Here is a 24,295-nt window from a genome sequence, read left to right as displayed (position 1 = left end):
ATGCCAAAGGAATACAGAACTATACAGGAAGTTGCGGGTCCTCTGATGCTGGTGCACGGAGTTGAGAATGTAGCTTATGATGAGCTGGGTGAGATCGAGCTGGCGGACGGCGAGATCAGACGATGCAAGGTCCTTGAGATAAATGGTGAGGATGCCCTGGTACAGCTCTTTGAGAACTCGACGGGTATAAATCTTTCAAACAGCAAAGTAAGATTCCTTGGAAGGAGTATGGAGCTCGGCGTATCAGAAGATATGCTTGGCCGTGTATTTGACGGACTTGGAAGACCTATAGATGGCGGCCCTGAGATACTTCCTGATGAGAGAAGAGATATCAATGGTCTGCCGATGAATCCGGCTGCCAGGAACTATCCGTCTGAGTTCATTCAGACAGGTATATCAGCCATAGACGGACTGAACACACTGGTAAGAGGACAGAAGCTGCCGATATTCTCGGCTTCAGGACTTCCGCACAGCCAGCTTGCAGCACAGATAGCAAGACAGGCGAAGGTGCGCGGAACAGATGAGCCATTTGCCGTTGTATTTGCGGCTATGGGTATCACATTTGAGGAGGCAAACTTCTTCACAGAGAGCTTCAAGGAGACTGGTGCCATAGACAGAACAGTCCTCTTCATCAACCTGGCAAATGATCCTGCGGTTGAGCGTATCGCCACACCTAGAATGGCACTTACCGCCGCTGAGTATCTTGCATTTGAGAAGAACATGCACGTTCTGGTAATCCTCACGGATATCACGAACTATGCGGATGCACTTCGTGAGGTATCAGCCGCAAGAAAAGAGGTTCCGGGACGCCGTGGTTATCCTGGATACATGTACACTGACCTGGCAACTCTGTACGAGAGAGCAGGAAGACAGAAGGGCAAGAATGGAAGTATCACCATGATACCGATCCTGACCATGCCTGAGGATGACAAGACTCATCCTATACCTGACCTTACGGGATATATCACGGAGGGGCAGATCATTCTCTCAAGAGAGCTGTACAGAAAGGGAGTCACACCGCCTATCGATGTACTTCCATCATTGTCCAGACTTAAGGATAAGGGAACAGGTGAGGGCAAGACCAGAGGAGATCACGCCAGCACCATGAACCAGTTATTTGCAGCTTATTCAAGAGGAAAGGATGCCAAGGAGCTCATGACTATCCTGGGTGAGTCGGCACTTTCGGATATAGATATCATATATGCAAAGTTTGCAGAGGCATTTGAGAAGGAGTATGTATCCCAGGGGTACGGCACTGACAGAAGTATCGAGGAGACACTGGCCATCGGCTGGAAGCTTCTCTCCATTCTTCCTAGAGCCGAGCTGAAACGTATCGACGATAAGTGGCTTGACATGTATTACGGAAAGTAGTGGGCGTGGGCAATTTCGAAAGATATGGGTTGTGTTCGGCCCCTCTTGCGGCATATATTGCCAACCGGGGGTCGCTTCCGCTTATTTCGGTCTGCAGCGGTACTAAGGTGCCGCCTTCACGGCGCCACCTAAGGACCGGCGACCTCAAATTCCCCCTATTGGCAATATATGCCGCAAAGGGGGACACAATTCAGTGTATAACATTCGAAATTGCCATATGCACGTTGATTTTATAATACATGTCAGGCAACTGGAAAATATATTTGGAAGGAAGGAGAAGACGGATGGCTAATGTGGTTGTCAATCCTACACGTATGGAGCTGACAAGGCTAAAGAAGAAGCTGGTTACGGCGTCCAGAGGTCATAAGCTCCTGAAGGATAAGCGAGATGAACTGATGAGGCAGTTCCTTGACATGGCAAGAGAGAATATGGAACTGAGAAAGAAGGTTGAGGCTGGCATCAAAGCTGCCAACACCAACTTCGTAATAGCGAAGGCGGGGATGAATGAGCAGACATTGAGTACGGCGCTCATGGCTCCGAAGCAGGAGGTGCGGGTCGCTCTTGGCGACAGGAATGTAATGAGTGTTGACATTCCGGTGTACGACTATAAGACGAAAAGCGCAAATTCAAATGACATATATTCATATGGATTTGCATTTACATCCGGAGAGCTGGATGATGCAGTGAAGTCCCTCTCGGATATACTTCCTGATATGCTGAGACTGGCGGAGGTTGAGAAGTCCTGCCAGATGCTTGCAGCGGAGATAGAGAAGACCAGAAGGCGCGTAAATGCTCTTGAGCATGTCATTATCCCGGAGACCCGGGAGGGCATAAAGTATATAAGCATGAAGCTTGATGAGAATGAGCGAAGCACCCAGGTCAGACTTATGAAGGTCAAGGACATGATGCTGGAGGAGGCTCATCACTACAAAGAGCATCAGTTCGAGCATGCGCAGTAGACAGAATGATATTTAAACTTATAGGACAAAAGTTTTGATAAAAACCGCCCACACCTCAGATAACTAAAGGGGTGTGGGCGGTTTGATCTTCTTGTGGACGGGAAATGAAAATAATCTGTATTTCCAGTTTGCGGGAAGCAAGACTGTTGCAAGAGTATCAAAGTATAAGATAAGCCAGATAGGCGACAAGGTTTCGTTCGTATTCATGCCACATAAGCTGCACTTCTTTGACAGCACAACCGAAAAAACAATCTAATCAAACAGAAGGAGGTCACAGTATGTATACATGCCAGAAGGCAGATGAATATATAGAAAAGAACAGAGTAGACAGAGCAGACAAGCCGGAGTTCCATCTTACAACTCCGGTGGGCTGGTTAAACGACCCTAATGGATTTTCCCTATATGGAGGAAAGGCACATTTGTTTTATCAGTTCCATCCATACAGCACGGAGTGGGGACCTATGCACTGGGGACATTCCACCTCAGATGATTTTATAAGATGGGAGGAGCTTCCAACAGCACTGGCGCCAGACTCGGAATTTGATTCATTTGGGTGCTTTTCAGGAACTGCTATAGAGAATGACGGGAAGCATGTATTGTTCTATACAGGAGTAGTTGAGGAAAAACTGGCTGATGGAACTAAGAATGTTATACAAAACCAGTGTATGGCTGTAGGCGATGGAATTAGTTATGAAAAAATATCCAGCAATCCTGTTGTTGATGGGAAGATCATGCCGGAGGAATGCAGCCGTGCTGATTTCAGAGATCCGAAGGTCTGGAAGGACGCGGACGGCAGGTACTATATGCTGGCTGGAAACCGGACATATGATGGAATCCCTCAGGTTGTACTGTTCTCTTCAGATGATATGTACAACTGGAAATTTGAATCAGTATTTGCAAAGGATGAAACAGGCAGATTTGGCGCAGTGTGGGAGTGCCCAGACTATTTTGAGATGGATGGACATAAGGTGCTTATAGTATCCCCACAGGACATGTCAGCAGATGGAGAGTTTCACAATGGAAATAACGTGGTATTCTTCACAGGCGATGTGGATGAAGAGAAACATATTTTCAAGTATGAAAAAGCAGTATCTGTGGACAGTGGATTTGATTTTTATGCACCACAGACTATAAGAACACCTGATGGACGAAGAGTGATGATTGGCTGGATGCAGTCTTGGGACAGCGTAAATACGCTGCCACGTGGACAGAAGTGGGCATGTATGATGTCAGTTCCAAGAGAACTAATGATCTCTGACGGCAAGCTGATTCAGACTCCGGTCAGAGAGCTTTGTGGATACAGGCAGAACAAGCTGGTAGTTAATGATACTTTGCGTGGTGAGAAGACATATGAAGGCATTAACGGCAGAGTTATTGATATGACAGTTGATATAAAGAAAGCTGACTGCGGACATTTTACAATGCACTTTGCAAAGGATGAGATTCATGAAACCAATGTCAGCTATACCCCGGGAACACAAATGCTTGAGATAGACAGAACATTTGCGGGATGGATACGTGATACAAACTGTGTGCGCAAGGTCAAAATCAAGAATGGCAATGGCCTTTCAAAAATGAGAATAGTGATGGATTGGAATTCCATAGAGATATTTGTAAATGATGGAGAACAGGTGCTGTCTACAGTTATATATACACCGCGCAATGCTCAGGATATTGTATTTGAAACTGACGGATGTGTGGAACTTGAGGTGGAGAAATACGATCTGAACATATAGGTCATATGCTCTGATTGACACAGAGGGTGATCGGATACCAGCTTGCAAAGATTAGAAAAAACATCTGATTTTGCAGACTGGTATTTTGTTTATTTATCCAGCAAATATGCTGACTACACGTAAATGCGCAATGTCATAAATTTAAGCGTATTGAAAAAAAGTTAAGCTCTGTTATTCAATGCAGTTATGTTATACTTATTGTGAAAACACTGTTGAAAAGTGTGGTAGTGCATAAGTGCGGGGGCCTAAAAACGACTACTGTACTTATTAGGACTAAAACATCAGTAAATGTTGGGAAAACAAAGGAGAAATTGCATGAAAGTTCATAATTATAAAATAGAAAATAACTTTGAGCAGGCAGAGGGTGCAACTTGTGAAACGTGCAGAAAAATAACATTGAACGGAATAGGTCTGCTTTCCGGAGCACAGCTTAAGTATATAGCGTTCATTTCAATGCTCATAGATCATACGAATAAGACATTGCTGTATCCGTATCTGGACGGTGGAATAATATCGGCTGTAAGTGATGTATTTGATGTCCTGGGGCGGATAGCTTTCCCGATATTCATATATATGCTGGTGGAAGGATATTTTCATACGAGAAACAAGTGGAAGTATCTTGGAATGCTGCTTATATTTGGCGTGATATCTGAGATCCCTTATGACATGTTCTCCAGTGGCGTATTCTTTGAATGGAATGCAAATAATATTATGTTTACATTGGCGATGGTGCTGGCAATGATATGGATCATTGATGTGCTTAGGAAAAAAATGGAGAAGCTTCCCAAGGCAGTTTGGTTTATAGCAACGATACCGATAGTTGCCATAGTGTGTCTTATATCGATGAATCTTGCGGTTGATTATGACTACCACGCCATACTTATAGGATATTTCCTGTATATATTTCATGAAAAGTCCGCAATTGCAATACCGTTCTGCTACCTGGCGATGTTCAAGGAACCGTGGGCACTGTTGGGGTTTGGACTGACTTTGACATACAATGGCAAGCGCGGCAGGCAGAATAAGCTGGTGAATTACCTGTTCTATCCAGTGCATATGCTGATACTCGGTATTATAAGGATGTGTCTTGGGCTGTGATAGATGAGAAGGAGCACGGAGACGTTATGGAAATTGACAAAGAGCTGATGATAAAGATATATGATCTCAGGCGCAGGCTTCACAGCATTCCTGAGGCTTCGCTGCATGAGATGCAGACTAAGGCGGTGCTCATGTCGTTTCTCAGGGAGAATACTGACCTTGAGATCGTGGATAGAGGTGCTTGGTTTTATGCGGTGCTGAAATCTTCTGATGACAGAATAGGGGATGAAGAAAGAACGTCGATCGCGTTCAGGGCAGACATGGATGCAGTGTGTGGGCAGGATGGAAAGCCGGGACATTACTGCGGGCATGATGGACATAGCAGTATATTATGTGGGGCTGCGACCTGGCTGTCCCGTGCAAGCCAGAATCAGATAATTAACAGGGACGTCTATTTCATTTTCCAGCCCGGTGAGGAGATCGGTGCCGGGGCAAGGCTGTGCAGAGATCTTATAATTGAGAAGAATGTAGGTGAGATTTATGGACTTCATAACATACCGGGATATCCGAGAAATCATGTGCTGACGATAGATGGAACATTTGCATGCGCATCAACGGGGCTTGAGATACATATGATAGGGACAGCCAGCCATGCGGCATATCCTGAGGCGGGAAAGAATCCGGGGCCTGCGCTTGCCAGGCTGCTGCTGGAGGTAGAGAAGCTTACTGAGGAGTACAACCGCAGCAGGGGATTTGTCAGGATGACGCTCATCGGAATGGATATTGGAAGTGCCAATTACGGTGTGGCTGCATCAGAAGGAACGCTGCGCATGACGGTGAGGGCTGAGAGAGAAAAGGTATTTGCCGGGTATGTGGATGAGATAAAGCAGATTGCACAAAATACTGCGGACGATGGGGGCTTCACCCTTGATATACAGGAGATAGAGCGGTTCCCGGCAACGGAAAATCATGCTGTGAATGTGGACAAACTTAGAAAATGTGCTGCTGACCAGAATATTGTGGTTACAGAACTTACTGAACCGATGAGGTGGTCGGAGGACTTCGGATACTATCTGCAGGAGACAAAGGGAGCATTCTTCGGCGTAGGCGATGGTGAGGATCATGCCCAGCTCCATACGGCGGGATTCGAGTTCCCGGATGAGATCATAGAGACAGCAGTTAAGATGTTTGTGGGGCTGGCATTGATGTAGTGCAGGTAGGAGATAATAAGTTATTTGATGTTCAAAAATGGGGTGAAGTCGTATGAAGATAAAATATGACAGGCGCGTAATGCGTATAATTCTGATTGCTGCGGTGGTGGTATCTGTCCCTACACTTGCAGGAATGATCTGTGGTGTGTTTTTTGATGATATTGTCAGTACATTTTGCGATGTTATGATGGTGACCAGCGTTATTACATTTTGCCCTATGGTTGGTTTGTGGCTTGCCTGCCTGGACGCATGGCTGTACCTGAGAGAACTGATCAAGGCCGGATATGAGGTTCCAGATGACAGAAGGAAATATAATTGTGTGCTGGAAAATCTGCCGAGAGAACGAGAAGATTATTGCATCGTTGATGGAATGGACAGGGATAGCGTGATATCAGCATGTATCACGGCTGCATGTGCACTTTGTTTTGCAGTGGTGGTCATAAAGTATTATGTAGGGTGGTGGCGCTGGCTCCCCGGAGTGTCGATTCCTGGAATATGCCTGTGTATTGTTGCTGTATTCTGGGTGGCTGGGGCAGTTGTATATTATAGACAGTCTGACAATAGAAGATATAGAGGAAGGCTTGAACCAGTCGATGACAGAAAGGTAAGAACCTATCTGTTTAAGAAGATAATGACTGTACTTTTGGCTGGCTTTGTATCCGTGATTTTTGATCTGGCTATGTTTTCTGCGGCTGGTTACATGGCCAAAGCGCAGGTGGAGGCGGATGTTGAGAAGGTGAGATACGAGGTCGCTGGTATCGGCGATGTATCTCGTGACGGTCAAGATGGAACATACCAGCCAGGAGAGATAGACACGGACAAGCTGGGCATAGATTTTCGGATGAAAGACGGACATCTTGAATGGCAGTCAGAGCACGGGCAGATGAAGCTTACGTATGTATATACATGGAAATATGGGAAAACGGAAAGAAGTATCATCAGATGATTTTTGCACGATCTTTGCGTAAACTTGTGCCTGTTCAGGCATAAAATCCCTCTCGTAGAACATAATAATAACAAGTTGTAAAAGGGATGTGTGTGGAGGTTCGACATGACAAAAGCGGCAAAGATATACCTGGTGGTTCTCATATGGCTGTCAGCACTGGTGCAGCTGGCGGTACTTCTGATCTAGAATTTATTAACTGTTATCTGAATAGCGATTCGGATTTGATGGATTCAGTAAAATGTGACTGCCTCTTGAGTCATTCCGGAATTGTTCAGAATGAAATAACAGGTAACGACCTGTTTTGTTAAAGAATTAAATGAAAATATATATCATTACCAATGATTATATGTTAGAATAAATCGACTTTGTTTCAAATTGCAGGGATGCAGCCGCGAATATGCGGAATGTTTGGAGACAGGGTCGATTTTTCTGCATAAAATGCAGGATGATCTTCGTGGATTTTGGGAAAAATAGGAAGTCTGTTAGCTATTTTACCTTTGATATCGTGCCTTAAAATGTATCTCGACATGGAGAGGCAGGTGGATAGGGCTACTAACCATGATCCATGCCATCACCCGGTATCATAAAGGGGTTTTTTCTTAACATGTTTTTGATTCCCCGACAGTATGAGGGCAAGATAAAGTTGTGCTCATGCGAGGAGAGCTATCAGATAGGCTTTTCGTTATTTGCTCCCCGGGCTGGTGAGATATACAGCAGTGATACATGGAGCGTGGATTTGTTGTCCGCTGACGGCGGGGCGGTCGCTCTTGTCGTCCATTTGGAATGGCAGATGACAAATGCGCTTTGTTGGGGCACTGTAAGTAAGTGACGGAGTATGTCACGATACTTAAGGAGGAAATAAATGGAAAAAAACAACAATAATTCCAACAATATCATTGAATTGAAAAACATTGTCAAGACCTATGACAATGGATTCACAGCAGTTGACGGCTTTAACCTCGAAGTGAAGAGAGGCGAGTTCGTCACGTTCTTAGGCCCTTCAGGCTGCGGAAAAACCACGACACTTAGAATGATAGCAGGATTCGAGATTCCTACTTCAGGAGAGATATTACTGGATGGACAGGATATCAGCAAGCTTCCACCAAATAAGAGACCTATCAACACGGTCTTTCAGAGGTATGCGCTGTTCCCACATCTGAATATCTTTGACAACATAGCATTTGGCCTCAAGCTCAAGAAGCTTCCTAAGGCAGAGATCGTGAAGAAGGTCAAGAAGGTCCTTGAGATGGTTGACCTTGAGGGCTTTGAGGACAGAAAAGTCGCCACGCTTTCGGGTGGACAGCAGCAGAGAATAGCTATAGCGAGAGCTCTTGTCAATGAGCCAGAGATACTTCTTCTGGATGAGCCTCTTGGCGCACTGGATCTCAAGATGAGAAAAGAGATGCAGATAGAGCTCAAGGGAATGCATGACAGGCTGGGAATCACTTTTATCTATGTAACACATGACCAGGAGGAAGCACTCACCATGTCAGACAAGATAGTTGTCATGAGCGAGGGTGAGATACAGCAGATAGGAACTCCTGAAGATATATATAATGAGCCAAAGAACGCATTTGTTGCGGATTTCATAGGCGAGAGTAACATCTTTAACGGAATCATGACGGGCAAGTTAAAGGTAAGATTCTGTGGTGCAGAATTTGTCTGTCTGGATGACGTGGAGATTGGAACAAAGGTGGACGCCGTAGTAAGACCGGAGGATGTGATGATTACTACACCTGAACAGGGCGCTGTAAAGGGAGTTGTGACATCTGTTGTGTTCAAAGGTGTACACTATGAGATCACCGTTGAGTCCGGAAGGAATGAGATAGTTATTCAGACCACAAAGTCCGCCAAGGTTGGAGACAAGGTTGGCCTCAATGTTGAACCTGATGGAATACACATCATGATATCGGAGACTGCAATCAACAAGATTGAGAGCTCAGTCAATAGAAATTATGCCCTCGGCGTATTTGACGGTAAGGTATCATGCGACCTCACGGAGATCGTTCCGGGTTCAGCCATGAAGGATGGCGTGCTGGTGGATGCAAATGGTGAGGCGATAGACCGTGAGAAGATCAAGGTAATAGTATCTATACTTCCAGAGGATATCGACATGAGTGATGACGAGGAAGCTGGTATACTCTGCGGACATATCATCAATCTTATATACAAGGGAGACCACTACAGCTATGTGGTGAGAACTGACAATGAGGAGGACTTTATCGTGGATGACGAGTACCTGTGGAACATGGAGGACAGAGTCAGCCTGATAATTCCAGAGGATAAGATGAAGTTTTCACTTAAGAAATAGATGGAGGGATGAAAATGAACGGCTTACGTTTTTCAAGAAAACAGCTGGGCATCCCATACGCATTATTTCTCATATGCTTTGTAGTTGCACCACTGTTTGTAATTATTTATTATGCCTTCACCAACGGCGAGGGCAGGTTTACATTTGACAATCTGACGGGATTCTTTACCAGCCCGAACACTATAGGTACTCTGGCATACAGCTTTTTGCTTGCCATAGTGACTACTCTGGTGTGTCTGCTGCTGGCATATCCGATCGCATATATACTTGCGAGAAGTGAGATGAAAAGGAAATCGGTAATTGTCATGATGTTCGTGCTCCCGATGTGGATCAACTTCACACTGAGGATCACAGCACTCAAGGAAGTACTCACGGTTATAGAGGGCAATCTGGCATTCCACCCGTTTCTCAATTCGGTTATAGGAATGACATATGATTTCCTGCCATTTATGATACTTCCTATATACACAACCATATTGAAGCTTGACGGCAGCCTTATGGAGGCCGCTGTGGATCTTGGGGCAAATAGCTTCCAGACATTTGTCAAGGTCACACTTCCGCTCACCGTTCCGGGAATCGTCAGCGGGATAGTTATGGTATTTTTGCCATCTATGACTAACTATGTTGTGCTTGACATGCTTTACAACAGCACATACATCATGGGTAGTCTGATAGGAAGCTACTTCTCAGCATACAACTGGAACGGCGGTTCCATGATAGCACTAGTTCTTCTTGTGATAATACTTGTATTCACACTTGTGACAAACAAGTACACGGATGACGACGGTGGAAGCAGAGGAGGTGCGTTGTTATAATGAAGAAATGGTCTAAGATTATATTTATATGCATTATGCTGCTTCTCATATATATGCCTATACTGATACTGGCTGTGTACAGCTTTACGACATCGGCAAATATCGGAAGCATTCACGGATGGTCGCTTCACAATTATGTGACTCTGTTCACCAAAGATGAGCTGAGGTCAATGATCGTTGGAACTGTTCTTCTGGCTGCCGGTTCAGCACTGATAGCAACCATTCTAGGAACACTCGGTGCTATAGGTGCTTTTTATTCAAAAAAATGGGCTTCAGCATCGATAAATGCCATGAATGAGGTGCCTGTTGTAAATGCAGATGTTGTGACAGGTTTCTCTATATGTATACTGCTCATAGTTGCATTCGGCATGAGCAAGGACAGCTATGTTCCACTTGTCATCGGCCATGTGGTTTTGTCGGCACCTTTCGTATATCTGTCAGTGGTGCCAAAGCTCAAGCAGATGGACAGCAGTCTGTATGAGGCTGCGTTAGATCTGGGAGCTACACCTTTCCAGGGACTCACAAAGGTAGTGATACCTCAGATACTTCCGGGTATTATTTCGGGATTTGCGCTGGCTGTTACACTGTCACTGGATGATTACTTCATCGCGACATACACCAAGCCTGCGACATTTGACACCATAAGTACTTACGTTGTAAATGCGACAAAGGGTTCACAGACGGAAGTTAAGACAGCCCTGTGGGCGCTCTCAACAGTCATATTTGCACTGGTTGTCATAATCGTTGTGGCTATGAATGTGGCCGGAAAAAAGAAGGAGGTGGAGCGATGATAAGACATATATGTTTTGGACGTTCGATTTCCAGAAAGCTGGCGGCAGCAGTCATGGCTGTTTCATTGCTTGCCGGACAGATGCTGCCGGTAATGGCAGCGGAGGATACAGAAGATGCGGCTTCTGTCAAGAGCGACGGTGCATCTGATACTGAAAAAGAGGTCACTCTCAGGGTGTGCAGCTGGGAAGAGTACATTGACGAGGGTGGTTGGGATGAAGACGAAGCCCTGGAACTGGACAATGGAACAACTATATTTGGTGAGAATTCCATGGTGGAGGATTTCGAGAACTGGTATTACGAGAATTATGGTGTGAAGGTGAATGTTCAGTATTCGTGCTTCGGCACCAATGAGGATCTCTATAATATGCTGACTCTCGGCGATGTGTATGATCTTGTATGTCCTTCGGAGTACATGATCATGAAGCTTATGTCTGAGAACAAGCTTGAGCCTTTGTCTGATGGCTTTTTCGATGAGAACAACGACAAGAATTATTATATAAATGGTGTGTCGCCATATATTCGAGATACATTTGAGACGCATGAGATAAATGGAGAGACCTGGAGCAAATATGCAGCTGGCTTCATGTTTGGAATTACGGGAATTCTGTACAATCCGGAGAAGATGACTGCTGATGAGGCGGGAACATGGACAGTCCTCAACAACCCTAAGTTTTCAAAACAGATCACCATAAAAGACAATGTCAGAGATTCCTACTTCGCCGCAGTCGGAGCACTGCAGAGGGACAAGCTGATGGACACTGAATTCAGGGCTCAGGATGATTACTCAGAGCAGCTCAAGGATATCATGAACGATGTCAGTCCTGAGACTATAGCAAAGTCACAGGATCTTCTACAGGACATAAAGGATAATGTGTATTCATTTGAGACTGACAGCGGTAAGGCAGACATGATAACAGGAAAGGTTGTTGCGAATTACCAGTGGTCAGGAGATGCAGTTTATGCCATGGATCAGGCTGAGGAGGATGGTGTGAAGCTTGACTTTGCGGTCCCTGAGGAGTGCACAAATCTGTACTTTGACGGATGGGTCATGCTGAAAAATGGAATAGACGGTGACGCTGACAGAAAGCAGGCGGCCGAGGCGTTTATCAACTTCGTGTCAAGACCTGACAATGCAGTCCGCAACATGTATTACATTGGTTATACCTCAGTCATAGCAGGTGGGGATGACGATACGGTATATTCTTATCTGGATTACACTTATGGTGCAGAGGATGACGAGGAGGATGTTGTTGATTATCCACTTGGATATTTCTTCACAGGGGACAACTCAGATCCTGACTACGTTCTCAGAGCTCCTGCGGAACAGGTCAACAGACAGCTTGGGGCTCAGTATCCGTCACAGGACGCCATAGAGAGAAGTGCGGTCATGGAGTATTTCGATGAGGATGCCACCAAGGATATCAACCAGATGTGGATCAACATCAGATGCTACAATATCAAAGATGTGCCGACATGGGCATGGTTTATTGTGGCAGCGGTGATCGGTGCACTGGCCGGAGTGATCGTATATCATAAAAGGTCAAAGAAATTTTATCTTGGGAAATAGAATAATATAAAATAAACGGCTGCCCTGATGGTATGTGGTTTTCGGTAAGAAAGGCCATATGCCATCGAGGCAGCCGTTTTAGTTTATGTGAGCGGCGAGGGAAAGGTTGTGTTGTTTCTGTGGTATTACAGCATCGAATAACCATAGCTGTTGACAATGGCTTCTATCTTCTTGCCGGCCTTACACATAGGGCACTCGTCAACGGAATAAGAAGCATAGTCGTCGATATCCTTCTTGCTGAACAGAGAGTGAACCTCGTGGCCTGCAACCTCGTCTGTAGCTGAGAAGATAGCTGATATTCCTGAGATGCTTCCGCCGTAGTATTCAATACATTCGATGCTCTGCTTGATTGTCTTGCCGGTGGTTGCCGATGCAAGGAGAAGGAGAACGTTCTTGTTCTTGATCATTGGCTGAAGGTTATCACGGAATATGAGCTGGCCTGAAGAATGAACCTCAGGTGTCATGATGTATATGGTCTGGTGCTGGTTCATGGACACGATACCGTTCTCTGTGAGGGCATTTGCAAGGTAAGCACCGATAACCTCTGTTCCGTCCATGCAGACGATGGTGTCAACGATCGTTGTTGCAACATACTCTGTAGCCATGGATTTGGCAGCAGCGAGAGCCATCTTTCTTCTGCTTTTGATGGTTGTCATATCGATGTATCTGTTGATGTGGGAATGGTTAGTTGCAAAATGTCCGTCAACTACTTTGATGTCCAGTGCATTGTTATAAGACGATGTGATCTTGGTTGTCATGTTTTCCATAGTTTAAATTCTCCTTTTCTATTATTATGTTGTCTGTAAATAAAACAGTAATTTCCTAGACTATTTCCAGCACGGTGTTGACCAGCAGGTCATCCTGTTTTGGATTCATAAAACAGAATCTTATGTATTTGTTGTCAAGTCCGCCTATATCAGCACAGCTTCGTATATAAAGACCCTTTGGCATGCAGTAATCCACCACATCACCCGCGGAAATAGCATCCCTCAGGATACGGATCAGTATGAAGTTGGCGGCCGGTTTGTACAGCTTGATCGACTTGTGGGTGGACAGTGCCGAGTACACAAGGTTGCGCTCGGTTCTGATGAGCTCTCTTGATTCGGCAATGTATTTTTCGTCGGTGAACATGGCGACTCCGGCGGCCTCCACAAGCTTGCCTATCGCAAATGGCAGTCCGGTGATCTCAAGTGTTTTCTTGAGAACAGGATTCGATGTGATCATATATGCCAGCCTGAGTCCGGGAACTGCAAAAAATTTCGTTGTGTTTCGCAGCACGATAACATTCTCGTATTCCGATGTGAGAGGAATGGCAGAATTACTCTCCAGATCATCAACAAAATCCATGTATTCCTCGTCAACGACCATGGTTATGTTATTGCCATCGCATATCTTGGCTATAAATTCCAAAGACTCTGCATCGATTATCTGTGATGTTGTACCATTAGGATTCGATATGAATATAATATCGATGTCCTCTGACAACTTCGATATAAAATCTGCGATGTCGAGGGTGAAATCCTCCTCCTCAGGTGTGGAGTAGTAGATTATCTCACAGCCGTTCATAGAGAGCAGCTTTTCGTAATTCTGTGCTCCAGGTGTTATCAGGATAGCTTTCTTAGGCGAGGTAAATTCGCACAGTATCTTGACAAATTCATAGGAGCTGCCGCCGACGATTATGTCGTCTGTCTTTGCTCCGGAGTATGCGGATATGGCCTCCTTTAATTTCTTTGTGTTGTGATCAGGGTATACTGATAACTGACTCATGTTGTCCGCAATAGCTTTAGTAACAGATTCGGGAACTCCCAGTGGATTCATGTTAAGATCTGCACGAACAGTTTCGACCTGACTGAGGAGATTCTCTGTTTTTAGATTGATAACCCCATTTTTCATAAAAAAACCCCTTTTTCAGTTGTTTTAAGTTATTTTTCTGTATATATTGTTTAAAAAGAGACAATATTTTGTTATAATCTGAATATATGTCTTTTTGTCAATTATACCGATTGGAAGCTTCAAATACAACCACTATGAGTGATTTTTGACAAAAAGACAATAGAAATAGATACAGGAGACCAGACGATGAAGGGAATAGTTGAACAGTATGCTCGTGGTGAGTTTAAGGTTGACAGACCAGCGGTAGCCATATCAGTCAGCAAGATAGAATTGAATATCGAGGCGGGAACTGTGTATGATGGAGAGTTTACAGTGGATTCTTCAAACAGTTGTGCAGTGAAACTGATGGTATACGACAGCCGCTATATACTGGATTTCAAGAGTCACACATTTGTGGGCAGGAAGAACAGAGTCAGCTATTCATTTGACGCCCGAGGAATCGAGCAAGGCAAATCCTTCAAGGGTCATATAAATATAATCACTGATGGGGGAGAGTTTATCATCCCTTATCATATAGCTATAGTCGCTCCATATATTCAGGTCGAGGGTAAGAAGCTCGAGGATCTGTTCCAGTTTGCAGCATATGCAGAGGAGAACTGGGAGGATGCCATAAGGATATTCGGAAGCGAGGATTTTGTGCGCACTTTTATAGGCAGGGATGAAAAGCTTCAGAGGGTGTATGACACACTGGGAATGTCACTGTCCATAGGACAGGCCATGGAGGAATTCCTTGTGTATACACACAAGAAGAGGGCACTCACACTGTCCGTGGCTCAGAACGATCTGCTGGTTGAGATGCCATCCGAATTGGTCAGGGCATCGGTTACGATCACCAAGAACACCTGGGGCTACACGAATACCAAGATAGCATCGGACTGCGATTTCCTCATACCGGAGACCAGCGTGCTGAAGTGGAACAGCTTCGATGGCAACACATTTGACCTCAGTTTCCTCATAGATCCGCAGAAGATCCACGACGGGGAATCATCGGGTTACATTTATATATGGAACACTTATCAGAATATGAGAATACAGGTGAGCATCAGAAAGCCTGAGGTCATCAAGATGACTCCAAAGAGCAGGCAGACGAGATTCACCATCAAGAGGGCGGAGGAGGCTCTGATCCGTGCATATATTGACTTCAGAACGGACAAGATCGATCTGAAGAAGTATATAGCGGAGACCAGGGATGCCCTGAATACCCTTATAAAATACAGACCGGAGTATGGAATGTACAGGCTGGGACTGCTTCATATGCAGATTCTGGAGGGACACACAGAATTTGTCGAGCAGGAATTCCTGAGAATAGATGCGGACGCCAATTTCACCAGCATGGAGGACATGGAGAAGTGTTATCTCAGTTACCTGAAGTCGCTTCTGCGCAGGGAGAAGTTCATCATAGACAGAACTGCTGCCATGGTCAGAGAAAGATTTGAGGCAAATGACAAGAACAGGCTGTTCTATTTCTGGATACTGTTATTTGTGGATGTGAATTATACAGAGGACAAATGGGTTCTCTACGAGGATATACAGAAGCTGTTTAACTCAGGTGTAAACAGTCCGGTAATATACTTTGAGATATGCGACATGTTCAACAAGCAGCCTCTCATGATGAAGAAGATCGCACCGCTTGAGATCGCAGCCCTCAGATGGGGCATGAGAAATGAATTTGTCTCAGAGGATGTCATCGTGGAGTTTGTCAAGACTGCTTCGAGACAGAAGGATTTTGACGAGCAGGCATTTAAGATGCTTGAGCAGATATACGATATGAGGCATGACAGGACGACTCTGGATGCCATTTGTGGAATACTGATCAAGAATAAGATGTACGATCCGTGTTATCACAGATATTACAGTGACGCATCGGACAAGGATCTCAAGTATGTTGGTCTGAATGAATGCTTTATCAGGAGCATGGACAAAAACCACTACGATGAGATACCGGAGGCTATACTCAGATATTTCAGTTACAAGAACGTTTTGACGGACGAGGAGCTGGCGTATATATATGCAAATGTCATCATGAACAAGGAGAACCAGAAGTCGGTGTACAGGGATTTTGTCCCTGCCATTGAGCGTTTCATGGAGAAGATGATACTTCAGGGAAATGTGAGCGATGACCTGACAGTCATATACGATGAATTCCTTGATCCTGATACGGTGAAACCGGAATTTGCCACAAAGCTCATCAACATAATATTCAAGAGAAAGTTCGTGTGTGATAATGAGAATATAACACACATACTGGTATCCCACAGTGAGCTTGGCGGAGAGGTCAAGGTTCCGGTGGTTAATGGTGAGGCATATGTAGAGATAATATCGCCGTCTGCCATAGTCACACTTCTGGATGACAACGGCGGCAGATATGTGAGCACCGTACAGTACAGAATGGAGAGGATCGTAGACGAGAGGAGCTATCTGGACATTTGTCACGAGTACAGTCCAAGGGATTACAGATACCTGTTGTTCCTCTACAACGATATAGATATATTTACACACAGGGATGCAAAGGAGATAAATCTTGCCAGAGATATCGCACTCTGCCCTGAGGTGAGCTACAGGGTGAGACAGGAAGCGCTTACCCATATGGTTGAGTATTATCATGAGAATTTCGATGCGGACATTCTCGGAAAATATTTGTCCAAGATAGATCTGGATTACGTGGATCCTTCATATGCTTCCAGGATAAATACATATTATATAGCTCTGGATATGTATGAGAATGCATTTGAGGGAATGTATAGATTTGGCTATGTGGATGTGGATATAGATGAGCTGATCAAGATAGCCGAGTTTGGAATCGATGACAAGAGATACGATGAGAGCAGGCTGCTCATATCCATATGCGTGTATATATACAGGAGAGGGTACGCCGGACAGAAGATACTGTCATATCTCATCAACAATTACAACGGATCACTCGAGGAGATGGCAAATCTCTTCAAGTCGGTCAATTCAAATTACAGAAATATTGATATGCTGTCTGAGAACATACTCGCACAGATGATGTTCGCGGACGGATATATAGAGTCCATATACGATATATTTGAGGTGTACTATCGCGGCCGCAGCCGAGGCATGGTGGTGAAAGCTTTCCTCAGATATTGCGCGCACCAGTATTTTATAAAGGATCAGAAGATCCCTTCATATATAATGGAGGATCTGTACAAGGAGATCGCCAAGGGCAATATAAAGGACGAGATATCCAGAATGAGCCTGCTGTATTATTTTAGCAACCGAAGTGGACGATACACTGAGGAGCAGCAGGAATGGATCAAGGCAAATGTAAAACAGTTTATAGAATACAGCAAGATACTTCCGTTCTTCAGAAAATTTGAGTCGATCGTAAAGCTGCCAGGGGATATGAGATTCAAGACATATGTCATATTCAAGGGAGAAAGCGGAAAGCAGGTATGGGTCAGCTACAGCTTTGGCCAGGAGAGCAGCAGTATGGCAAACTACAAATCCGAGAGGATGAATGAGATAATTCCGGGAGTGTATGTTAAGGAAGTTGTCGTATTCCACGGAGAGTCGCTTGTCTACTCCATCGATGGAGTGGTTGGAACTTCAGTCGTGGTTGAGAGCGACATACTCAAAAATGAGACATTCCATAAGGATGGAAGCAGCAGCTTTGAACTTATCAATAGCATGCTGGTTAGCCAGGAGACAAGAAATGACCATGAGCTCATACAGGCAATGGACACATATCTGTACAACAGCCATTTCTTCGACGCCAATTTGATGTTGCTTTAACTTTTTGATTTTTCACAAGGAGGGGCATAATTTATGTCTGACACACAGTTATATCTGGGTCTGGATCTTGGCCCGGAATATACACAGCTTAGTTATTATAATGTTGACACGCGGGAGCCGGAATCGGTGTACCACAAGGAGGCGAGGGATACATATATGCTCCCTAACATCATGTTCTACAGCGCGTACAACAAAAAGACGGATGACGGACAGAGTGAAGCTTACAAGTTCATAGATCTGGCTGGCTGGTGTGCAGGGGCGAAGGCTTCAGCCTGCAGGTTCGAGGAAAATGGAACGGTTGTGGATCAGGTGTATGAGCGTACCCTGAGAAATGAGAATATAGAAGTTGCGGGGCGTAATTATAAGGCGGGAGATCTTCTTGTGAAGATGATGATACTGCATATAAGACAGTTTACCGAGCAGTTTGAGAGTTTTGTGATAAAGAAACTGACAGTCACAGTGGCTGACACAGATCCGCGCATCATAGCTGCAGTCAGAGGACTTAAGTCGGCACTCCGTCTGACCCATGACCAGTTTAATATAGTGAGCCATCTGGACAGTGGCCTGTGCTATATATTTGCACAGCCTGAGCCGCTCAGGAATAACAGCGTGGGGCTGTTTGATTTCGGCAGGAGCGGGCTGGATTTTTACAGGATAGATATGACAAGGAAATATCCTTTGATAGTGACCGTTGAGCATGTGAACTTCCATGACAGGATGAACATGAAAAGATTTGGAAAATACCATGAGGATATGGATGAGGCATTTGCGGATATAGTTAAGGAATGTATGTCACAGGTGTTTATATCCTCTGTATTCCTCACGGGAATAGGATTTGCTGACAACTGGATGAAGCAGTCGGCGGCGGTCCTGTGTCAGGGCAGAAGGGTATTTGTTGGACAGAATATATATACAAAGGGTGCATGTTACAGATCGCTTGGCGGTGTGTACACGGAGGCGCTCAGCAGATATTTTATAGATACGGAGCAGACGGTCAAGACAAATATCGGAATAAATCTCATGGATGAGAAGAAGACATTTTGGCCGATAGCATACGGCGGGCTTGAGTGGTTCAACACCCGCGGAAGCATAGAGGTATTCCTCGACAACACAAGAAGGATACAGATTGTATACCAGGATATACTGACTGAGGAAGAATGGCGGGAGACTGTGGAGATATACGGACTTCCGGCGAGACCAAAGAAGACGACAAAGCTGTCGATATCCGTGGAGTATTATGGTGCGGATAAGGGCGCCATAGTCATCCGTGATCTTGGATTTGGAAGTTTGTATCCTACCACAAATAAGATATACAGAAAAGAATTTGACATAGAAGCCATCAGGAGAAAGCATGCGGAGAAGCTTGAGGCAGCGCGAAGGGAAGAGGAGCTCAGGATACGCATGGGTGACACCGAGGAACTGAGAGGCGAAGATCCGGCGGTGGAGCATGGTAATGCAAAGACGGTGGAAGCCGAGCAGGAGGTACATGAAGAGCCTGTGGTATATTACGGAACAGCGTCACCTGTGGAGCCGGAGACTGTGGAAGAGCCGGATGATTTCGGAACGGAAGCAGAGGATGTTGTGGAAGAGATTGATGACGATGCGGCGGATATGACGGAGGCTGAAGAGTTAGAAGATGATGCGGTCTCTGATCCTGAGAACATTTCAGATGAAATTGATGATGACGAAACGGAATCAGTGGATGCTGCATATGAGGTAGATGATGACGAAACGGAATCAGTGGATGCTGCATATGAGGTAGATGATGACGAAACGGAATCAGTGGATGCTGCATATGAGGTAGATGATGACGAAACGGAATCAGTGGATGCTGCATATGAGGTAGATGATGACGAATCAGAATCAGATGACATTACAGACGATGCAGATGACAGCGAGACTGAGATCGACGAGTCAGAGCCGGACGATGAAGAAACCATAGATGAAGAGGATCTGGATGACGAAGATTCCGATGAGTATGAGCAGAGTGCGTTCAGCATCCCGTCATACCTCAGAGGACAGCATTTTGATCCGGGAGAGTGATACACATATGAGTGGAATTATTATTTGTAAGACAAAGACAGCGGACAATCCGTACACATTCCTCAATACGAAGATAACCATATATTCATATGAGGAGCTGTGCTACTACATATTCAACAATATGGTGCTCATAGGTAAAGACGACCTTGCGGACAGACTCAGCAACTGGCTGAGAACGGCCATAGACATGGAGGATCTTGCGGACAAGATAGACGCGCTCAATGCCAAGAATGCGTATATCCAGGATATCATGGTGGAGATACTTACATTTGGTGAGTTCTACAGCAAGGATGAAGTGAAGGAATTCATGGATGAGTGCAAGAGGATCAGGACTCTCAAGCCGTATGAGCTGGACAAGAAGAGAGCTGACAGCTACATGATGTACAAGCATTACATCAAGGCTGACGCCATATACGATGACATCATAGAGTACAAGGAGTCACATGGTGAGTACGATGAGTTCCTTGGAAATATATATCACAACAAAGGCGTTGCGCTGGCGGGCAATCTTCAGCTTGAGGAGGCAAAGGATGCTTTCATCAGAGCATTTGCGCTGAATAAGAACAATGAGTCATTGATAGAATACTTCTGTGTAATGGCGGTGACGGTGGACACGGCGACACTCCAGAGGGAGATAAGAAAGCGCGGTATGCCGGCCGGATTCCTGGACGATCTGATGAACGAGATCGCTGATTCAAAGGAGGATGTACATGAGATGTCCATATACAACAAAGTCCAGAAGGCTGTGTACAACAGAATGCACGGCGACATAGAGGACTATGACAGGCGTATGAATTCCATCCTGAGTGCACTCAAGGATCAGTTCAGAAACCAGATAGGATGACTTTGTGCTTGACGTACAGCCAGCCTATGTTGTACTATCACAATGAATAAAGAAGATATATGCAAATGCTGTGACGAAGAGGAGTAGCATGTGGAGTCAGACAGAGAGAATGGTTCGTGGGCTGTGAGACCGTTCCTGACAGAGACTTGTGAAGGTAGCTTCTGAGCTGCATGGCTGAAAGATAATTAACAAGGATAAGCCATGCCGGGGCGTTCCCGTTATAGGATAAGATGAGATACAAAACAAGGTGGTAACGCGAATATTTACTCGCCCTTCTGACAGAATGTCCGGAGAGCGGGTTTTTTTGTGAAAAATTTTGTAAAAGTATATATCAACATGTAAGAGATCAGGAAGAATAGAAAGGAAGAATGAGATGAAAGAGTTAGAGAAGACATATGATCCTTCCCAGATAGAGGACAGACTCTACAGAAAGTGGGAGGAGAAGAAGTATTTCCACGCAGAGGTTGACAGGAGCAAGAAGCCATTTACGATCGTAATGCCGCCTCCAAATGTAACAGGACAGCTCCACATGGGACATGCCCTGGACAATACCATGCAGGATATACTTATCAGATTCAAGAGAATGCAGGGCTACTCAGCACTGTGGCAGCCTGGTACAGACCACGCAGCCATCGCAACCGAGGTCAAGGTTACAGAGAAGCTGAAGGAGCAGGGAATAGATAAGAAAGAGATCGGCCGTGAGGAGTTCTTAAAGCATGCATGGGCATGGAAGGAAGAGTACGGCAACCGTATCGTGAGCCAGCTCAAGAAGATGGGTTCATCCGCTGACTGGGACAGAGAGAGATTCACCATGGACGAGGGATGTTCCAAGGCAGTCAAGGAAGTATTTGTGAGACTGTACGAGAAGGGCTACATCTACAAGGGCTCAAGGATCATCAACTGGTGTCCTGTATGTAAGACTTCCATATCAGATGCTGAGGTTATACATGAGGAGCAGGACGGATTCTTCTGGCATATCAACTATCCTGTAGTTGGAGAGCCTGGAAGATTTGTGGAGATAGCAACCACAAGACCGGAGACACTTCTCGGAGATACAGCCGTTGCAGTAAATCCTGACGATGAGAGATACACAGATATAGTAGGAAAGATGCTGGAGCTGCCACTTACAGACAGACAGATCCCGGTTATCGCAGATCCATATGTTGACAAGGAGTTTGGAACAGGATGTGTAAAGATCACACCTGCACATGACCCTAACGACTTCGAGGTTGGAAAGCGTCACAATCTTGAGGAGATAAATATACTGGACGATGATGCAACCATAAATGAGCTCGGAGGCAAGTATGCAGGCATGGATCGCTACGAGGCAAGAAAGCAGATGGTGGCAGACCTTGACGCACTGGGACTTCTCGTAAAGGTAGTTCCACACAGCCACAACGTAGGAACACATGACAGATGTAAGACAACTGTAGAGCCTATGATCAAGCCTCAGTGGTTCGTCCGCATGAAGGAGATGGGACAGGCAGCACTTGACATCATCAAGACCGATGAGCTCTCATTTGTGCCTGAGCAGTTTGACAAGACATACATCCACTGGCTTGAGAACATCCGTGACTGGTGTATATCAAGACAGCTCTGGTGGGGACACAGAATCCCTGCATGGTACTGTGACGAGTGCGGCGAGACCATCGTCAGCCGTGAGACACCTACAGTATGTCCAAAGTGCGGATGTACACATCTCACACAGGATGAGGATACGCTCGATACATGGTTCTCATCTGCGCTGTGGCCATTTTCAACACTTGGCTGGCCGGATAAGACACCTGAGTATGAATACTTCTATCCTACAAGCGTGCTTGTAACCGGATACGACATCATATTCTTCTGGGTAATCCGTATGGTATTCTCAGCACTTGAGCAGACAGGCAAGAGCCCATTCAAGCATGTGCTGATCCACGGACTTGTAAGAGACGACCAGGGACGTAAGATGAGTAAGTCACTTGGAAATGGTATTGACCCGCTTGAGGTTATAGATAAGTACGGTGCAGACGCCCTTCGTCTGACACTTATAACAGGAAATGCTCCTGGAAACGACATGCGTTTCTACTGGGAGAGAGTTGAGAATTCCAGAAACTTTGCAAATAAGATCTGGAACGCAACACGTTTCATCATGATGAACATGGAGAAGGCAGATTTCACAAATGTGAAGCTGTCTGACCTGACAATAGCTGACCGCTGGATCCTGTCCAAGGTCAACACACTTGCAAAAGAGATGACAGACAACATGGAGAAGTTCGAGCTTGGTATCGCTGTATCCAAGGTGTACGACTTCATCTGGGAGGAGTTCTGTGACTGGTATATCGAGATGGTTAAGCCTCGTCTCTACAACGATGAGGATGAGACAAAGGCAGCAGCACTCTGGACACTTAAGACAGTTCTGATTCAGGCACTTAAGCTTCTTCATCCATACATGCCATTCATCACAGAGGAGATCTTCTGCAACATTCAGGACGAGGAGGAGTCGATCATGATCTCCAAGTGGCCTGAGTACACAGACGAGTGGAACTTTGAGGCTGACGAGGCCGCTGTTGACACTATCAAGGCAGCAGTCCGTGCCATCAGAAACCTTCGTACAGGAATGAACGTACCACCTAGCAGAAAGGCAAAGGTATATGTCGTATCTGCAAAGGAGGACGTGAGACATATATTTGAGTCATCAAAGAGCTTCTTTGCCACACTGGGTTATGCCAGCGAGGTACACGTTCAGGAGGACAAGACAGGAATCGATGAGAATGCAGTATCAACACTGATCCACGATGCCGCTGTATACATTCCTCTTGAGGAGCTTGTGGATATCGACAAGGAGATCGAGCGACTTGAGAAGGAGGCTGCTAAGCTTGCCGGAGAGATCAAGCGTGCATCAGGAATGCTTGCAAATCCAAAGTTCGTTGACAAGGCCCCAGCCGCAAAGGTTGAGGAGGAGAAGGCAAAGCTTGCCAAGTACACTGAGATGTCTGAGCAGGTTGCCGAGCGTCTTGCACAGCTTAAGAAGTAA

18 protein-coding genes and 1 other annotated feature are annotated in these 24,295 nt (G+C 45.4%); of the genes, 16 read left to right on the top strand and 2 right to left on the bottom strand.

Translation table 11 applies throughout. The annotated features are described in order from the left end of the window. The 12 genes from DWX57_RS05610 to DWX57_RS05555 all read left to right on the top strand — a co-directional run bounded on the left by DWX57_RS05610 (position 1) and on the right by DWX57_RS05555 (position 12,746). Positions 1-1,371 (top strand): V-type ATP synthase subunit B, encoded by a 1,371-nt coding sequence (locus DWX57_RS05610; protein WP_004850771.1) that lies wholly within the window; start codon positions 1-3, stop codon positions 1,369-1,371. Positions 1,372-1,655: 284 nt separating this feature from the next. Continuing rightward, entirely contained in the window at positions 1,656-2,330 is a 675-nt protein-coding gene (locus tag DWX57_RS05605; RefSeq protein WP_117549719.1) for a V-type ATP synthase subunit D, read from the top strand. Between the two features lie 82 nt (positions 2,331-2,412). Further along, positions 2,413-2,586, top strand: coding sequence for a hypothetical protein (locus tag DWX57_RS05600; protein ID WP_243106178.1), 174 nt, complete (start codon positions 2,413-2,415; stop codon positions 2,584-2,586). Positions 2,587-2,608: 22 nt separating this feature from the next. Then, complete coding sequence (locus DWX57_RS05595) at positions 2,609-4,066, top strand: glycoside hydrolase family 32 protein (RefSeq protein ID WP_120123208.1); 1,458 nt, start codon at positions 2,609-2,611, stop codon at positions 4,064-4,066. 315 nt (positions 4,067-4,381) lie between these two features. Next, positions 4,382-5,164: a TraX family protein gene (locus tag DWX57_RS05590; RefSeq protein ID WP_117875099.1), complete on the top strand. Its 783-nt coding sequence runs from the start codon at positions 4,382-4,384 to the stop codon at positions 5,162-5,164. Next, a complete protein-coding gene (locus tag DWX57_RS05585) occupies positions 5,161-6,315 on the top strand; it encodes a M20 metallopeptidase family protein (RefSeq protein ID WP_120123207.1) in 1,155 nt (384 codons plus the stop codon). The genes DWX57_RS05590 and DWX57_RS05585 overlap by 4 nt, the downstream gene beginning before the upstream one ends. A gap of 52 nt (positions 6,316-6,367) precedes the next feature. Continuing rightward, complete coding sequence (locus DWX57_RS05580; protein WP_120123206.1) at positions 6,368-7,261, top strand: hypothetical protein; 894 nt, start codon at positions 6,368-6,370, stop codon at positions 7,259-7,261. Positions 7,262-7,865: 604 nt separating this feature from the next. Next, positions 7,866-8,090 (top strand): hypothetical protein, encoded by a 225-nt coding sequence (locus tag DWX57_RS05575; RefSeq protein WP_015534264.1) that lies wholly within the window; start codon positions 7,866-7,868, stop codon positions 8,088-8,090. Between the two features lie 33 nt (positions 8,091-8,123). After that, the gene (potA, locus tag DWX57_RS05570) at positions 8,124-9,572 is read left to right on the top strand and encodes a polyamine ABC transporter ATP-binding protein (protein WP_117549711.1); all 1,449 of its coding nucleotides are present in this window, start codon (positions 8,124-8,126) and stop codon (positions 9,570-9,572) included. 14 nt (positions 9,573-9,586) lie between these two features. After that, entirely contained in the window at positions 9,587-10,387 is an 801-nt protein-coding gene (locus DWX57_RS05565; RefSeq protein ID WP_015534262.1) for an ABC transporter permease, read from the top strand. Beyond that, positions 10,387-11,178 (top strand): ABC transporter permease, encoded by a 792-nt coding sequence (locus DWX57_RS05560; RefSeq protein WP_120123205.1) that lies wholly within the window; start codon positions 10,387-10,389, stop codon positions 11,176-11,178. Before DWX57_RS05565 ends, DWX57_RS05560 begins: the two co-directional genes overlap by 1 nt. Continuing rightward, a complete protein-coding gene (locus DWX57_RS05555) occupies positions 11,175-12,746 on the top strand; it encodes an extracellular solute-binding protein (RefSeq protein WP_120123204.1) in 1,572 nt (523 codons plus the stop codon). Before DWX57_RS05560 ends, DWX57_RS05555 begins: the two co-directional genes overlap by 4 nt. 125 nt (positions 12,747-12,871) lie before the next feature. Here DWX57_RS05555 and DWX57_RS05550 read toward each other — a convergent pair whose 3' ends face one another. After that, positions 12,872-13,513, bottom strand: coding sequence for a phosphoribosyltransferase (locus DWX57_RS05550; protein WP_022217543.1), 642 nt, complete (start codon positions 13,511-13,513; stop codon positions 12,872-12,874). Between the two features lie 55 nt (positions 13,514-13,568). After that, positions 13,569-14,639, bottom strand: coding sequence for a pyridoxal phosphate-dependent aminotransferase (locus tag DWX57_RS05545; RefSeq protein ID WP_022217544.1), 1,071 nt, complete (start codon positions 14,637-14,639; stop codon positions 13,569-13,571). 186 nt (positions 14,640-14,825) lie between these two features. Here DWX57_RS05545 and DWX57_RS05540 point away from each other — a divergent pair, with 186 nt between their 5' ends. The 4 genes from DWX57_RS05540 (at position 14,826) to DWX57_RS05525 (ending at position 24,295) form a co-directional block, all read left to right on the top strand. Next, positions 14,826-18,392 carry a DUF5717 family protein gene (locus DWX57_RS05540; RefSeq protein ID WP_022217545.1) on the top strand — a complete coding sequence of 1,189 codons (3,567 nt, stop codon included), beginning with the start codon at positions 14,826-14,828 and terminating at the stop codon, positions 18,390-18,392. 33 nt (positions 18,393-18,425) lie between these two features. Beyond that, complete coding sequence (locus DWX57_RS05535; RefSeq protein ID WP_120123203.1) at positions 18,426-20,435, top strand: DUF5716 family protein; 2,010 nt, start codon at positions 18,426-18,428, stop codon at positions 20,433-20,435. Positions 20,436-20,442: 7 nt separating this feature from the next. Next, positions 20,443-21,279 (top strand): hypothetical protein, encoded by an 837-nt coding sequence (locus tag DWX57_RS05530; RefSeq protein ID WP_117549702.1) that lies wholly within the window; start codon positions 20,443-20,445, stop codon positions 21,277-21,279. A gap of 61 nt (positions 21,280-21,340) precedes the next feature. Next, positions 21,341-21,557: a binding site (T-box leader), on the top strand. 95 nt (positions 21,558-21,652) lie between these two features. After that, entirely contained in the window at positions 21,653-24,295 is a 2,643-nt protein-coding gene (locus DWX57_RS05525; RefSeq protein WP_120123202.1) for a valine--tRNA ligase, read from the top strand.

The sequence above is a fragment of the Coprococcus sp. AF19-8AC genome (genome assembly GCF_003603115.1).
Lineage (GTDB): Bacteria > Bacillota > Clostridia > Lachnospirales > Lachnospiraceae > Coprococcus > Coprococcus aceti.
This window is presented reverse-complemented; position numbering and strand designations above follow the sequence as displayed.

Bases quoted from the DNA above. Each gene is read 5' to 3' on its own strand.
- DWX57_RS05580 (WP_120123206.1), top strand. From the start codon at position 6,368: ATGAAGATAAAATATGACAGGCGCGTAATGCGTATAATTCTGATTGCT.
- DWX57_RS05560 (WP_120123205.1), top strand. From the start codon at position 10,387: ATGAAGAAATGGTCTAAGATTATATTTATATGCATTATGCTGCTTCTC.
- potA (WP_117549711.1), top strand. From the start codon at position 8,124: ATGGAAAAAAACAACAATAATTCCAACAATATCATTGAATTGAAAAAC.
- DWX57_RS05555 (WP_120123204.1), top strand. From the start codon at position 11,175: ATGATAAGACATATATGTTTTGGACGTTCGATTTCCAGAAAGCTGGCG.
- DWX57_RS05565 (WP_015534262.1), top strand. From the start codon at position 9,587: ATGAACGGCTTACGTTTTTCAAGAAAACAGCTGGGCATCCCATACGCA.
- DWX57_RS05545 (WP_022217544.1), bottom strand. From the start codon at position 14,639: ATGAAAAATGGGGTTATCAATCTAAAAACAGAGAATCTCCTCAGTCAG.
- DWX57_RS05535 (WP_120123203.1), top strand. From the start codon at position 18,426: ATGTCTGACACACAGTTATATCTGGGTCTGGATCTTGGCCCGGAATAT.
- DWX57_RS05540 (WP_022217545.1), top strand. From the start codon at position 14,826: ATGAAGGGAATAGTTGAACAGTATGCTCGTGGTGAGTTTAAGGTTGAC.
- DWX57_RS05605 (WP_117549719.1), top strand. From the start codon at position 1,656: ATGGCTAATGTGGTTGTCAATCCTACACGTATGGAGCTGACAAGGCTA.
- DWX57_RS05595 (WP_120123208.1), top strand. From the start codon at position 2,609: ATGTATACATGCCAGAAGGCAGATGAATATATAGAAAAGAACAGAGTA.
- DWX57_RS05530 (WP_117549702.1), top strand. From the start codon at position 20,443: ATGAGTGGAATTATTATTTGTAAGACAAAGACAGCGGACAATCCGTAC.
- DWX57_RS05550 (WP_022217543.1), bottom strand. From the start codon at position 13,513: ATGGAAAACATGACAACCAAGATCACATCGTCTTATAACAATGCACTG.
- DWX57_RS05610 (WP_004850771.1), top strand. From the start codon at position 1: ATGCCAAAGGAATACAGAACTATACAGGAAGTTGCGGGTCCTCTGATG.
- DWX57_RS05525 (WP_120123202.1), top strand. From the start codon at position 21,653: ATGAAAGAGTTAGAGAAGACATATGATCCTTCCCAGATAGAGGACAGA.
- DWX57_RS05575 (WP_015534264.1), top strand. From the start codon at position 7,866: ATGTTTTTGATTCCCCGACAGTATGAGGGCAAGATAAAGTTGTGCTCA.
- DWX57_RS05590 (WP_117875099.1), top strand. From the start codon at position 4,382: ATGAAAGTTCATAATTATAAAATAGAAAATAACTTTGAGCAGGCAGAG.